This is a genomic window from Streptomyces tibetensis (assembly GCF_040647715.1).
GTDB classification, from domain to species: domain Bacteria; phylum Actinomycetota; class Actinomycetes; order Streptomycetales; family Streptomycetaceae; genus Streptomyces; species Streptomyces tibetensis_A.
The window spans coordinates 25,499-38,677 of record NZ_JBEZCR010000015.1; the positions used below are offsets into that span (position 1 = coordinate 25,499).

The following is a 13,179-nucleotide window of genomic DNA, read 5'->3' on the forward strand; positions in this document are numbered from 1 at the left end:
TTTTGTATTTTCCGCCAGACGGAATATTCCCTTGCGAAACAAACCGATAGGATCGCCCCCATGCGCCGTTCGAAAATCGTCTGTACTCTCGGCCCCGCGGTCGACTCCCACGATCAGCTTGTCGCGTTGATCGAAGCCGGCATGAACGTGGCCCGCTTCAACTTCAGCCACGGCTCGCACGCCGAGCACCAGGGCCGGTACGACCGGGTCCGTGCCGCCGCCAAGGAGACCGGCCGGGCCATCGGTGTCCTCGCCGACCTCCAGGGCCCGAAGATCCGTCTGGAGACCTTCGCCGAGGGTCCCGTGGAGCTGGTGCGCGGTGACGAGTTCACCATCACCACCGAGGACGTCCCGGGCGACAAGACGATCTGCGGGACGACCTACAAGGGTCTGCCCGGCGACGTCACCAAGGGAGACCAGGTCCTCATCAACGACGGCAACGTCGAGCTGAAGGTCACCGAGGTCGAGGGCCCCAAGGTCAAGACGATCGTCATCGAGGGCGGCGTCATCTCCGACCACAAGGGCATCAACCTGCCCGGCACGGCAGTCAATGTGCCCGCGCTGTCCGAGAAGGACGTCGAGGACCTCCGCTTCGCCCTTCGCATGGGCTGCGACCTGGTCGCGCTGTCGTTCGTCCGGGACGCCAAGGACGTCGCCGACGTGCACCGCGTCATGGACGAGGAGGGCCGCCGGGTCCCCGTCATCGCCAAGGTGGAGAAGCCGCAGGCGGTGCAGAACATGGAGGACGTCGTGATGGCGTTCGACGGTGTGATGGTCGCCCGCGGTGACCTGGCCGTCGAGTACCCGCTCGAGAAGGTCCCCATGGTGCAGAAGCGCCTGATCGAGCTGTGCCGGCGCAACGCCAAGCCGGTGATCGTGGCGACCCAGATGATGGAGTCGATGATCACCAACTCCCGTCCGACCCGCGCCGAGGCCTCCGACGTGGCCAACGCGATCCTGGACGGCGCCGACGCGGTCATGCTGTCCGCCGAGTCGAGCGTGGGCGCGTACCCGATCGAGACCGTGAAGACGATGTCGAAGATCGTCGCCGCGGCCGAGCAGGAGCTGCTCTCCAAGGGCCTGCAGCCGCTCGTCCCGGGCAAGAAGCCGCGCACGCAGGGCGGTTCGGTGGCCCGCGCCGCGTGCGAGATCGCCGACTTCCTCGGCGGCCGGGGCCTGGTGGCCTTCACCCAGTCCGGCGACACGGCCCGCCGCCTGTCCCGCTACCGGGCGCAGCAGCCGATCATCGCCTTCACCACCGACGAGGGCACCCGCAACCAGATGGCGCTGAGCTGGGGCGTGGAGCCGTACGTGGTGCCGTTCGTGAACAGCACCGACGAGATGGTCGACCTGGTGGAGCAGGAGCTGGTCAAGCTCAACCGCTTCAACGACGGCGACATCGTGGTCATCACGGCCGGTTCGCCCCCCGGCGTGCCCGGCACCACCAACATGGTGCGGGTCCACCACCTGGGCGAGGCCAAGGGCTGATCAGCGAAGGGCCGTGAAGGCCCGTACACGGCACCGAGGGCCGCCCCCTGGGATTCCAGGGGGCGGCCCTCGGTGTGTGCGGCTCCCGAAAGGGCTCTGAGGGACGCTCAGCCGGTGACGAAGTTGTGCAGCCCCGGCACGTGCAGGGTCCCGCCGAACTGGCCGGCCTGCTGCACCTTCACGTTGGTGAAGTAGATCAGCGGGATGTTCAGCGGCGGCGGGTGCTCCGGGTCGAACGTGATCGGTATCAGCCCGAGCAGGTTGCCCGAGATGCTCTCGGTGTACATCACGGTGTCGCCGTCGCGGATCGTGGACGTCGAGCCCTTGGCCGCCTGCACGTGGTAGGTCTTGCCGGACTGCTTGTCCTGGACGGTCTGGTGCAGGTCGCCGATGTCGGTGCCGCCGGAGATGACGTACTTCAGCACCTTCTTGACGGTGCCGTTGGCGGTCCGCACCTCGACGACGCCCTTGTAGTCGGCGCCCTTGAGCGTCAGCGAGCTGGCGTTGAGGAACCACGGGTCGTCGGGCAGCGGCACCTTGTTGTCGACGCCGCCCTCGGCGTCGGTGGCGGCCGGGCAGTCGTCGGCGTCCGTGCCGGCGCTCGGGGAGGGGCTGGGTGAGGCGGTGGCCTCCTTCGCCTTCTCCGCCGCGTCCTCGGCCGCCTTCTCGACGGCCTTGGTGGTGTCCTCGACCGTCTTGCCGGTGTCCTTCACCGTGTCGGACGCCTCGCCGGCGGTGTCCTTGACGGTGTCCTCGACCGTGCCCGTGGCCTTCTCGGCGGTGTCCTCGGCGCCGGAGGCTTCCTCGGACGGCTTCTCGGTGCTCTGCGACGCAGAGGCGGACGGGGCCGGGCTGGGGCTCGCCCCGTCCGTGCTGTCGTCCTTCCCGCCGTTGAAGATGCCGCCGATCGCGTCGCCGATGTCCTCCAGGATGTTGCCGCCGCTCTTCGACGGCGAGGGGGACGGGGTGGCCGCCGCGTCGTCGCCGCCCGTGGCGGGCGCGCTCGTGGACGGGCTCGGCTTCGGCTCGGCCTTGTCGTCGGAACCTGAATCCGACGAAGAGGAACCGCCGTTGTTCGCCTCCGTGCCGCCCGAGGGGGACGGCTTCGGGGCGGTGTCGCCCTGCTCGTCCTTCTGGTCCTTCTCGTCCGTCGCGCCGTCGCTCGCCGAGGGGGACGGCGTGGGCGAGGCGGACTCGCCGCCCTTGGAGTCCCCGGCCTTGTCGGCGTCCTCGAGGGCCGCCACGCAGTCCTTGTACTCGTCGGCCGTCAGGCTCTTGGAGGTCGGCGCCGCCGGGGTGTCGCTGTCGGCTATGGCGAGCGTCGACGTGAAGCCCATGCCCATGAGCACCGCCGTCGGCATCGCCGCCATGGCTATCGCCTTGCCGGCCGGCCTGTTGAACCTGGTGAACAGCGGCTTCTTGGGTGCCGCGTGGCGCGGCCCGGTTCTCACACGGGACGCCTCCACATCAGCCCCGTGGGTCACCTCGTCAGCCGGCACTGTGCCTCCCGTTCGCCCCGTTGGCCGGGTTCGTTCCTGAAAGATCGTTCGGCTCGTCCACCCCGCCCACGGGCCGCAGCACCGTGGTGTCGTCGTCCGTGGCCCCGGGAGCCCCGTCCACGCCCGTGCTGGCCATGGCGGCGGGTTGTCCCGCGGGCGGTGCGCCCGGCGCCCACGCCACGGCCATCGCCCCGCCCACGAGGGCGAGGAGGAAGCCGATGAGGAAGCCGCCGAGGTTGGACACGGGGATGGACACCAGCGCCAGCAGGATCGCCGCGACTCCCGCGAAGACGCGGACGTGCTTCTGGAACCAGAGGCTGACGCCCAGTACGACGAGCAGCACGCCGATGATCAGGGACCCGGCACCCGCGGTGGTCGCCATCGCCAGCGTCAGGTGACCGATCTGGAGGTTCGCGTACGGGAAGTAGGCGATGGGCAGTCCACTGAGGAGGACCAACAGCCCGGCCCAGAACGGCCGCTCACCCCGCCAGGCGCGGAACTGCTGCCTTCGGACGGTGAACTGGCCGGTGGCGGCAGGAGTCTCGGCGCTCATGGAAAAACAGCTCCCTGGTACAGCGTTGCTGTGGTGGTGATGTGGGCCCCGCGTGAAGGCGCGGCCGGAAGGTGGACGGGCGGGGGCGCCACCGGCTCCCCCGCCCGTCATCGAGTGCTTAGTAGCACTCCTTGACACCCGTCGACAGCGACATCTTCAGGCCGCTGAGCTTGAAGGTTCCGGCGGTGGTCGCCCACGCCGTCTGCTTCACGTCGGTCAGGGTCGCCCTGTCCGCCTGCTGGGCGAAGCCGTACGGGTTGGCGCTCTCGCCCTTCCGCATGGCCGGACCCTTGTTGGCGTCCTTGGCGGCCACACCGATGTCGATGTTCTCGAACGTCGCGTCGGCGCTCAGGTCGGCGACATCGATGTAGAGGTTCTGCGCCTCGACCGGCTTGGCACCCTGACCCGCACGCAGGATCAGGCTGACGTTCCCGAGCACCGGAATGTTCGGGGTGACGACCGACTGGCACAGGTTCTTGATCGTCGCCGACTTGAACGACGAGACCGCAACCGGGTGGACGGCCTTCTTGCCGTCCATCGTGTAACCCTCGTCGAGGGCGCCGTACTGCGAGAAGCCCTCCCCGACGAGCTGGTCGGTCGTGACCTTGAACGACTGGCCGGAGACGCTGAACGACGCGGCGAGAGCGCCCTGCGCGAGGGCGACACCTATCGCAGCCGTGGCGGCGACGCTGGGCACCATGACCACAGCGAACCGCTTCCATCTGGTCCCGCCACGCACCTGGGACTCCATATTTCCTCCTTCTCGGACGTACATCTCCTGCCCCGGCTCGCCCCGATTGGCGGCTCAGCCGGGCAGGGATGGGAGAAGTGCTACGTCCTCGGGAAGGAGAGCGCCTGCACTCGGCGGCGCAACTGCGCCCGAATCACCGGCGATCACCCCCGAGCGACAACCACTGGTCGCGCCTGACACGCATCACGCACAACCCTGCTGGACAGGCTTCGCCGGAAGGGCGAAGACCCCCCTGTCCAAGAGCCGGCGCCACTGCCGCCGGCTCTGCTCGGTGGGGACCCAGGTAGTCCCGCGACCCAACCGGCTGCCGGGGTACGGGAATGGACCGAGCGTGGCCGATCGTGGTGCATTCTCGCCGCCCGCACAAGGGGGATCGTTACTCGCTAGTAACGGCCGGATAACCGAACAACGACCCATCGGTCTCGGACGACGACTCAGGGTGGCGCCGGACGGCGGTACAAAGCTGTTGATCGATGGACAGAATCCGACAGATCAACGCCCGTGACTTACTCCTAGTAACAGCGGCCGCGATTACCAAGTTTTGGTAAAACGCGGCCGCAGTGGCCTGCCGACGGCAGATTTTTCACGCGGGCACCACATGCCCGCGCGTTTAACGACTGGTCAGAACAGGGCGCGCGCCAGCGCCCTGCGGGCCGCGATCACCCGTGGGTCGTCGGGCCCGACGACCTCGAACAGCTCCAGCAGCCGCATCCGCACGGTGTCCCGGTCGTCACCCACCGTGCGCTGCACGGTCTCGATGAGCCGGCCGAACGCGTCCTCGACATGACCGCCCACCAGGTCCAGATCGGCGGCGGCGATCTGGGCCTGCACGTCGGCCGGCTTGTCGGCCGCGTCCCGGCGCACCTGCTGCGGGTCGACGCCCTGCACCCGCTGGAGCAACTCGGCCTGCGCGAGACCCAGTTTGGCCTCCTGGTTGCCCGGGTCCTCGTTCAGCACGTTCTTGTACGCCTGGACGGCACCGGACAGATCGCCCGAGTCCAGCGCCTGCACGGCGGCTTCGAGGAGCCCGTCGTGCGGACCGGCCGGCTGCTCGGGAGCCGCCGGGGCACCGCCCGGCACGGCCTCCGGGTCGACGGTGAGACCGGTCAGGCCGAAGCGCTGCTCGCCGACCTGCACCAACTGGTCGAGGGTCTGCCGGATCTGGGCCTCGCCCGCCGCGCCCTGGAAGAGGGGCAGCGCCTGCCCCGCGACGACCGCGAACACCGCGGGGATTCCCTGGATGCCGAACTGCTGCATCAGCATCTGGTTGGCGTCGACGTCGACCTTGGCGAGCAGGAAGCGGCCGTTGTACTCGACGGCCAGCCGCTCCAGGACCGGGCTGAGCTGCTTGCAGGGCTCGCACCACTCGGCCCAGAAGTCGATGACGACGGGGACCTCGGCGGAACGCTGCAGGACGTCCCTCTCGAACCCCGCCTCGTCGACGTCGATGACGAGGTCGGCCGGGGAGATCGCCCCCGTCCCGCCCTCCCGGGCTGCTTGCGCGCGCGCCTGCTCCGCCTTCGCCTTGGCCTCCTGGGCCGCCTTCACCGCGGCGAGGTCGACGACTCCGCTCATGGACATGTTCCGTGGCTGCATGCGTCTATCCTCCCCCGTACTGCGCGCGTGTGTGAAAAACGGTGTGAGAGCAAGGCTGGTCCGTGCCGTTCGGCGCCGGGTCCCCACCCCACGCCGGGTGTACCGAGGCCCGTGTACGTCCCTCACGGGCTTTCGCTACGAGTCGTAGCGTAATGCCACACCGCGCCGCCGGGACACCACCCCCCGGTGATCTCCCTCACGAGGCCCCGCGGGAAGGGCCGGTTTATGGTCGGGAGATGCAGAGCCGCAGCCCAGCACCCCGCGCCGGGCGCCCGCGCAGCGCCACGGTGGACGCCGCGATCCTGGCCGCGACGCGCGAGGCGCTCGTGGAACTGGGCTGGTCCAAGCTCACCCTGGGAGACGTCGCGACGCGGGCCGGGGTTGCGAAAACCACGCTCTACCGTCGCTGGGCGGGCAAGAACGAACTGGTCGTCGACGCCGTCGCGGAACTCTTCGACCAGCTGGAACTCCCCGACCGCGGCTCCCTGGCCGCCGACATCGAGGGCGTGGTCCTGCAGTTCGCCACGATCCTGGCCCTTCCGGAGGCGAAGAGCGGCCTGATGGCGGTGGTGGCGGAAGCCACCCGCGACGAGGCACTGCGCGAACGCATCCGGGCCTCGGTGGTCGACCGCCAGAAGCGCCTGGTCGTGGAGGGCCGGGCCCGGGCCCAGGCCCGGGGCGAACTCCCGCTGGAAGCGGACCCCGGCTCGGCCGACCGCACGGTGGACCTGATCTTCGACATGGTGGCGGGAGCGGTGGTCCACCGCACCCTGGTGAGCGCGGAACCGGCGGACGAGGAATGGGTCCGCAGCTTCACCAGGGTGCTGCTGCACGGGCTGGGCAGCTAGTGCCGTTCGGACGGCACACCCCCAGGGGTCAGAACCCGGCCGGCTCGGTGTACACGCCCCACTCGTCGCGCAGCACGCCGCAGATCTCCCCGAGGGTGGCCTCCGCGCGTACCGCGTCCAGCATCGGCTCGATCATGTTGGCGCCGCTGCGGGCGGCGGCCAGCATCGCGTCGAGCGCGGTGCGTACCGCGGCGTCGTCACGGGCCGCCTTGCGCCCGCCCAGCGCCCGGACCTGCTCGCGCTCCACCTCGTGGCTGACCCGCAGGATCTCCAGGTCCCCGGTGACCGACCCGTCGTGACAGTTCACGCCGACGACCCTCTTGTCACCCTTCTCCAGCGCCTGCTGGTACCGGAACGCCGACTCGGCGATCTCCCCGGTGAACCAGCCGTCCTCGATGCCGCGCAGGATGCCGGAGGTGATCGGGCCGATGGGGTGCTGCCCGTCGGGGTGCGCCCGCAGACCGCGCTCCTTGATCTGGTCGAAGATCTTCTCCGCGTCCGCCTCGATGCGGTCGGTCAGCTGCTCGACGTACCAGGAACCGCCCAGTGGGTCGGCCACGTTGGCGACGCCGGTCTCCTCCATCAGCACCTGCTGCGTGCGCAGCGCGATCTCCGCTGCCTGCTCGCTCGGCAGGGCGAGGGTCTCGTCGAGCGCGTTGGTGTGCAGCGAGTTGGTCCCGCCGAGCACGGCCGCCAGCGCCTCCACGGCCGTGCGCACGACGTTGTTGTACGGCTGCTGCGCGGTGAGGGAGACGCCCGCGGTCTGGGTGTGGAACCGCAGCCACTGGGCCTTCTCGGACTTCGCGCCGTAGACGTCGCGCATCCAGCGGGCCCAGATCCGGCGCGCCGCGCGGAACTTGGCGATTTCTTCGAAGAAGTCGACGTGCGCGTCGAAGAAGAAGGACAGGCCGGGGGCGAAGACGTCCACGTCCAGCCCACGCGACAGGCCCAGCTCGACATACCCGAAACCGTCAGCCAGCGTGTACGCCAGCTCCTGCGCGGCCGTCGATCCGGCCTCGCGGATGTGGTAACCGGAGACGGACAGCGGCTTGTAGGCGGGGATGCCGGCCGCGCAGTGCTCCATGAGGTCGCCGATGAGCCGCAGATGCGGCTCGGGCTGGAAGAGCCACTCCTTCTGGGCGATGTACTCCTTGAAGATGTCCGTCTGCAGCGTGCCGTTGAGGACGGACGGGTCGACGCCCTGCCGTTCGGCGGCGACCAGGTACATGCAGAAGACGGGGACGGCCGGGCCGCTGATGGTCATCGACGTCGTGACGTCACCCAGCGGGATGTCCTTGAACAGGACCTCCATGTCGGCCGCCGAGTCGATGGCGACCCCGCAGTGCCCGACCTCGCCGAGCGAGCGCGGGTCGTCGGAGTCGCGGCCCATGAGCGTCGGCATGTCGAAGGCGACCGAGAGCCCGCCCCCGCCGTTGCGGAGGATCATCTTGTAGCGCTCGTTGGTCTGCTCGGCGTTGCCGAACCCGGCGAACTGCCGGATGGTCCACGTCCGCCCCCGGTAGCCGGTCGCGTACAGGCCGCGGGTGAAGGGGTACTCCCCCGGCCAGCCGATCCGGTCGAACCCGTCGTAGGTGTCACCGGGCCGGGGCCCGTACACCGGCTCCACGGGGTCGCCGGAGAGCGTGGTGAAGTCGGCCTCGCGCTTGCGCGCGGCGTCGTACCTGGCCTGCCAGCGGCGGCGGCCCTCGTCGATGGCGTCAGCGTCCATACCCTCGAATTTACTTGGACGTCCTAGTAAATGTCGATGGCTGACGGGAGTGACCTGGCGAACGGGTGAGAACGACCGCCGCACGCGCGCGTGCGGCGGTGGCGCCGACGCGCGGCTACGCCTTGGCGGGCGTGGGCGCGTCCTGCGCGATCCGGGCCTCCAGCTCGTGGCTGATCCGGCGCTCCACGAAGAACGCGGCCGTCGGAACGGTCCCGGCGAGCAGCACCCACAGCTGCTTGCCGACCGGCCACTTCGCCTTGGAGCCCAGGTCGAAGGCGAAGATCAGGTACAGGACGTACAGCCAGCCGTGCGCGATGCCGACGACGCGCGTGAAGTCATCGGCGCCGTCCATCTTCAGCAGGTACTTGGCGATGACGCCGATGGTCAGCAGGACCAGCAGGACGCCGGTGACGTAGGCCATCACGCGGTAGCGGGTCAGCACGCTCTTCTTCATGCCGTCGAGCGTAACGACCCGTTCCGGGAGATCTTGCCCCGGGTCACTCCTCCTCGAAGTCGCCCGCCGAGACGCGCAGCGGCCGCAGCATCGCGAAGATCTCCGCGCATTCCTCGGCGTCGTAGACCCCGAGCCCGAAGTCCATGGCCATCAGGTCGCGGGTGGCCGACTCGACGACCTCGCGGCCCTTGCCGGTGATGCTGGCGAGAGTGCCCCGCCCGTCGTTCGGGTTGGGCCGTTTGGCGACCAGACCCGACTTCACCAGCCGGTCCACGGTGTTCGTCACGGAGGTGGGGTGCACCATGAGCCGCTCGCCGATCTTGGACATCGGCAGCTCGCCGGACTTGGAGAAGGTGAGCAGCACCAGCGCCTCGTAGCGCGCGAACGTCAGCCCGTACGGCCTGACCACCGCGTCGACCTCGCCGAGGAGGATCTGCTGGGCGCGCATGATCGAGGTGATCGCGGCCATGGACGGCACGTTCCCCCAGCGCTGCTTCCAGCGTTCGTCGGCACGCGCGATCGGATCGAAGGAGAGACTGAGCGGCTTCGGCACGAACCCGACCTTACCGGCCGGTCACATGATGGTCAGCTCCGTCTCGCCCTTCGGGCGCGGGCATCGGTGCCGGTGCCCGCGCCCGAAGGGCGAGACGACGAGAACCCCGGCCCTGATGGGCCGGGGTTCTCGGGACAGATGGGGCGGAACCGCTACTCGGCGAGGTGCCGCTCCACCGTCTCCACCTTGGACGTGAGGCCGTCCGTCACACCGGGGCGGATGTCCGCCTTGAGGACGAGGGAGACCCGGGGCGCGCGGCGCTCGACCGCGGCGACCGCGCGCCGGACGACGTCCATGACCTCGTCCCACTCCCCTTCGACGGAGGTGAACATCGCATCGGTGCGGTTCGGCAGCCCCGACTCACGCACCACGCGCACGGCGTCGGCGACGTACTCCCCCACGTCCTCACCGACCCCGAGCGGCGTCACGGAGAAGGCGACGATCATGCGCCCACCACTCCCTGCTTGCGCGCGCGGGAGGCGATGACCGCGTCCTCGGTCTCACGCCGGAGCCTGCGCTCGGCGAAGAACCCGCCGGTGGGGAGGACCGAGAGGACGAAGTACAGCGCGGCGGTCTTCAGCGACCACTTCGCGCGGTTCCACGCGTCGGCCCAGAAGATCACGTACAGGACGAACAGCACGCCGTGCACCATGCCCATCACCGGCACGGCGTTGAAGTCCGTGGTCCGCTTCAGCACCGAGCAGACCAGCAGGAGGAGGAAGGAGATCGCCTCGGGGGCCGAGACCAGGCGGAGGCGGCGGATGGCGGTGGCGGTCTTGAGGTCCACGGGTCACCTTCGGTGGGAGTTACGCGTGGGAGTTACGCGACGGCGGTCTGGTCGATCGATATCGGCTGGCGCGGTCCCACGGTTTGTGAACGCGCGCACAAGCGTCCCGCCCATTGTGGCAAACCCCCGCGGGCCCTCCGGCCGGGGGTCCGCCCCCGACCCCCTAGGGGTGCGATCAGGGTCGTTCTCCACCCGCGGGCCCTGTCCGTGGGGCCCGGCCTGCCGATACCTTCCATTCGTGGCGATGTTCCGACTTCAGAGCAGCAAGGTGCTCGCCGTCGACATGACCGGAGACGCCGTCAAGGCGAAGAACGGCTCGATGGTCGCGTACGACGGGGAGATGGCCTTCAAGAAGCTCAGCGGCGGCGGCGAGGGGATCCGGGGAATGGTGACCCGGCGGCTGACCGGTGAGCAGATGACGTTGATGGAGGTGAAGGGGCGCGGGACCTGCTGGTTCGCGGACCGCGCCTCCGAGATCAACCTGGTCAGCGTCCAGGGCGACAAGCTCTACGTCGAGTCGAGCAACCTGCTCGCGACCGACGGCGGGCTGCGCACGGGCACGGAGTTCACCGGCCTGCGCGGCGCCTCGCAGGGCAACGGGCTGTTCACGACGACCGTCGAGGGCCACGGCCAGGCGGCGATCATGTCGGACGGCCCGGCGGTGGTGCTGCGGGTGAGCGCGCAGTACCCGCTGACCGTCGACCCGGGGGCGTACGTGGCGCATCAGGGGAATCTGCGGCAGTCCTTCCAGTCCGGTGTGACGTTCCGCACGCTGCTCGGGGAGGGCGGCGGCGAGGCGTTCCAGATGCGGTTCGAGGGGGACGGGCTGGTGTACGTGCAGCCGAGCGAGCGGAACACGATCGCGGGGGACGTGTGACATGGCCTTCCGGGAGATCAACGGAAAGATGGTCGAGGCGACGGTCGCTCCCGGGCAGCGGCTGTTCAGTCAGCGCGGGGCGATGCTCGCGTACAAGGGCGAGGTGTCGTTCACACCCAACATGGCCGGCGGCCAGGGCGGGATCATGTCGATGATCGGCCGCCGGGTGGCGAACGAGGACACCCCCCTGATGTCCGTCGAGGGCAGCGGCACGGTCCTGTTCGGGCACGGCGGGCACCACGTCCAGGTGATCCGGCTCTCGGGCGACACGCTGTACGTGGAGGCGGACCGCCTCCTGGCCTTCGAGGGCACGCTGCAGCAGGGCACGATGTTCCTGGGCTCGCAGGGCGGCGTCATGGGCATGGTGCGCGGCCAGGTCAGCGGCCAGGGCCTGTTCACGACGACGCTGAAGGGGCACGGGGCCGTCGCGGTCATGGCCCACGGCGGCGTCATCGAGATCCCGATCAGCCCCCAGCGGCCGGTCCATGTGGACCCGCAGGCCTACGTCGCCCACCACGGCGACGTGCGCAACAAGCTGTCCACGGCGCTGGGCTGGCGGGACATGGTGGGCCGCGGCTCGGGCGAGGCCTTCCAACTGGAGCTCAGCGGCAGCGGTGCGGTGTACGTCCAGGCGTCGGAGGAGAAGCTGTGAGCACGTACGGAACCCCGGGCGCCGGCCCCGTGGTCCTCGACCCGGCGACGCTGCCCGCGGACGACAACGTCAATCCCTACACCTTCTGCGTGGAGCTCAAGGGGAGCCAGTGGTTCCTGCAGAAGGGGAAGATGATCGCCTACTACGGCTCGATCGACTTCAACGGCGTGGGACACGGCCGGCTGGACCGTCTCGTGCGCACCTCGTTCCATTCGCCACTGCACGCGAGCGACTGGGTCGTGGCGGAGGGCTCGGGCAAGATGCTCCTCGCCGACCGGGCCTTCGACGTCAATTCGTACGACCTCGAGGACGGCAATCTGACCATTCGCTCGGGCAACCTGCTCGCTTTTCAGCCAACTCTGGCACTGAAGCAATCAATCGTGCCGGGTTTTCTGACCCTCATCGGAACCGGAAAGTTCGTGGCCGCGTCCAACGGACCGGTGGTGTTCATGGAACCCCCGATCCGGGTCGACCCACAGGCCCTGGTCGGCTGGGCCGACTGCCCCTCCCCGTGCCACCACTACGACCACGGGTACATGACCGGCGTCATGGGCGGTCTACGTGCGCTGACGGGCCTCGGAGGCGCCTCCGGCGAGGAGCACCAGTTCGAGTTCGTCGGCGCCGGGACGGTGCTGCTCCAGTCGTCCGAGACCCTGATGGCCGAGCAGGCCACGGGGGTCGTTCCGCACCAGGCCGGAGTCCCCGGCGGCGGGGCCCACAGCCCCCAGGCGGGGCAGTCGGGCGTACCGCGTCTTCCCGGACAGCTGGGTGACCTCCAGCGTCGCTTCGGGCTGTGAGCGGTAGTCTGCGGAGTGTGACATCGAACGCCTACGCACCCGTGTTCGGCAGGCGTGCGCTGTCACACGAAAACCCTCACTAGTTCGCCTTTCAACATTTTAGGTAGACTTCATTCATGGAGACCGAGACGGCCACCCGCTGGCTGACCGATGCGGAGCAGTGCGCCTGGCGCACCCACCTGGAGGTCAACAGGCTGTTGACGTACCAGCTCGAGAAGGACCTGCAGCCGTTCGGCCTGACAATGAACGACTACGAGATCCTGGTGAATCTCTCCGAGTCCCCGGACCAGAGGATGCGGATGAGCGACCTCGCGTCCGCCACGCTCCAGTCCAAGAGCCGCCTCTCGCACCAGATCACGCGCATGGAGAACGCGAACCTGGTCCGGCGGGAGAACTGCGAGTCGGACCGCCGGGGCCTCTACGCGGTCCTGACCGACCACGGCATGGCGACGATGCAGAAGGTCGCGCCCCACCACGTGGCGTCCGTGCGCAGGCACTTCATCGACCTGCTGGCCCCCGAGGCCCTGACCGAGCTCGACAAGGGCCTCAAGCCCATCGCGGAGCACCTGCGCGGCCAGCGAGGGCGCCCGTAACC

15 protein-coding genes are annotated in these 13,179 nt (G+C 69.3%); 6 read left to right on the forward strand and 9 right to left on the reverse strand.

Translation table 11 applies throughout. From position 1 onward, the window contains the following. Positions 1–60 precede the first annotated feature (60 nt). On the forward strand, positions 61–1,488 hold the full coding sequence (gene pyk / locus AB0B29_RS32310; RefSeq protein ID WP_362245382.1) for a pyruvate kinase: 1,428 nt from the start codon (positions 61–63) through the stop codon (positions 1,486–1,488). A 107-nt stretch (positions 1,489–1,595) separates the two neighbouring features. Here pyk and AB0B29_RS32315 read toward each other — a convergent pair whose 3' ends face one another. The 4 genes from AB0B29_RS32315 to AB0B29_RS32330 all read right to left on the reverse strand — a co-directional run bounded on the left by AB0B29_RS32315 (position 1,596) and on the right by AB0B29_RS32330 (position 5,887). After that, on the reverse strand, positions 1,596–2,987 hold the full coding sequence (locus tag AB0B29_RS32315) for a hypothetical protein (protein ID WP_362245384.1): 1,392 nt from the start codon (positions 2,985–2,987) through the stop codon (positions 1,596–1,598). Next, positions 2,977–3,540, reverse strand: a complete 564-nt coding sequence (locus AB0B29_RS32320) for a DUF6114 domain-containing protein (protein ID WP_362245386.1) — start codon at positions 3,538–3,540, stop codon at positions 2,977–2,979. The genes AB0B29_RS32315 and AB0B29_RS32320 overlap by 11 nt, the downstream gene beginning before the upstream one ends. A 118-nt stretch (positions 3,541–3,658) precedes the next feature. Continuing rightward, positions 3,659–4,291 (reverse strand): DUF6230 family protein, encoded by a 633-nt coding sequence (locus AB0B29_RS32325; RefSeq protein WP_362245388.1) that lies wholly within the window; start codon positions 4,289–4,291, stop codon positions 3,659–3,661. 621 nt (positions 4,292–4,912) lie between these two features. Further along, the gene (locus AB0B29_RS32330) at positions 4,913–5,887 is read right to left on the reverse strand and encodes a tetratricopeptide repeat protein (protein WP_362245390.1); all 975 of its coding nucleotides are present in this window, start codon (positions 5,885–5,887) and stop codon (positions 4,913–4,915) included. Between the two features lie 236 nt (positions 5,888–6,123). Here AB0B29_RS32330 and AB0B29_RS32335 point away from each other — a divergent pair, with 236 nt between their 5' ends. After that, on the forward strand, positions 6,124–6,735 hold the full coding sequence (locus AB0B29_RS32335) for a TetR/AcrR family transcriptional regulator (RefSeq protein ID WP_362245392.1): 612 nt from the start codon (positions 6,124–6,126) through the stop codon (positions 6,733–6,735). A gap of 28 nt (positions 6,736–6,763) precedes the next feature. Here the strand turns inward: AB0B29_RS32335 and AB0B29_RS32340 are convergent, their stop codons facing one another. From AB0B29_RS32340 to AB0B29_RS32360, 5 genes are all read right to left on the reverse strand, one after another. After that, positions 6,764–8,464, reverse strand: coding sequence for an acyl-CoA mutase large subunit family protein (locus tag AB0B29_RS32340; protein WP_362245394.1), 1,701 nt, complete (start codon positions 8,462–8,464; stop codon positions 6,764–6,766). Positions 8,465–8,579: 115 nt separating this feature from the next. After that, complete coding sequence (locus tag AB0B29_RS32345; protein WP_362245396.1) at positions 8,580–8,918, reverse strand: DUF3817 domain-containing protein; 339 nt, start codon at positions 8,916–8,918, stop codon at positions 8,580–8,582. 43 nt (positions 8,919–8,961) lie between these two features. Continuing rightward, entirely contained in the window at positions 8,962–9,471 is a 510-nt protein-coding gene (locus AB0B29_RS32350) for a MarR family winged helix-turn-helix transcriptional regulator (RefSeq protein ID WP_362245398.1), read from the reverse strand. A gap of 152 nt (positions 9,472–9,623) precedes the next feature. After that, entirely contained in the window at positions 9,624–9,917 is a 294-nt protein-coding gene (locus AB0B29_RS32355; protein ID WP_030854324.1) for an MTH1187 family thiamine-binding protein, read from the reverse strand. After that, positions 9,914–10,258, reverse strand: coding sequence for a DUF3817 domain-containing protein (locus AB0B29_RS32360; RefSeq protein ID WP_362245400.1), 345 nt, complete (start codon positions 10,256–10,258; stop codon positions 9,914–9,916). Before AB0B29_RS32360 ends, AB0B29_RS32355 begins: the two co-directional genes overlap by 4 nt. A gap of 244 nt (positions 10,259–10,502) precedes the next feature. Between AB0B29_RS32360 and AB0B29_RS32365 the strand changes: the two genes are divergently transcribed. The 4 genes from AB0B29_RS32365 to AB0B29_RS32380 all read left to right on the forward strand — a co-directional run bounded on the left by AB0B29_RS32365 (position 10,503) and on the right by AB0B29_RS32380 (position 13,177). Beyond that, a complete protein-coding gene (locus AB0B29_RS32365) occupies positions 10,503–11,135 on the forward strand; it encodes an AIM24 family protein (RefSeq protein ID WP_102911820.1) in 633 nt (210 codons plus the stop codon). Position 11,136: 1 nt separating this feature from the next. Further along, on the forward strand, positions 11,137–11,787 hold the full coding sequence (locus AB0B29_RS32370; RefSeq protein ID WP_362245402.1) for an AIM24 family protein: 651 nt from the start codon (positions 11,137–11,139) through the stop codon (positions 11,785–11,787). Continuing rightward, a complete protein-coding gene (locus tag AB0B29_RS32375) occupies positions 11,784–12,584 on the forward strand; it encodes an AIM24 family protein (RefSeq protein ID WP_362245404.1) in 801 nt (266 codons plus the stop codon). The genes AB0B29_RS32370 and AB0B29_RS32375 overlap by 4 nt, the downstream gene beginning before the upstream one ends. A gap of 116 nt (positions 12,585–12,700) precedes the next feature. Then, on the forward strand, positions 12,701–13,177 hold the full coding sequence (locus AB0B29_RS32380; protein ID WP_362245406.1) for a MarR family winged helix-turn-helix transcriptional regulator: 477 nt from the start codon (positions 12,701–12,703) through the stop codon (positions 13,175–13,177). Positions 13,178–13,179: the final 2 nt, after the last annotated feature.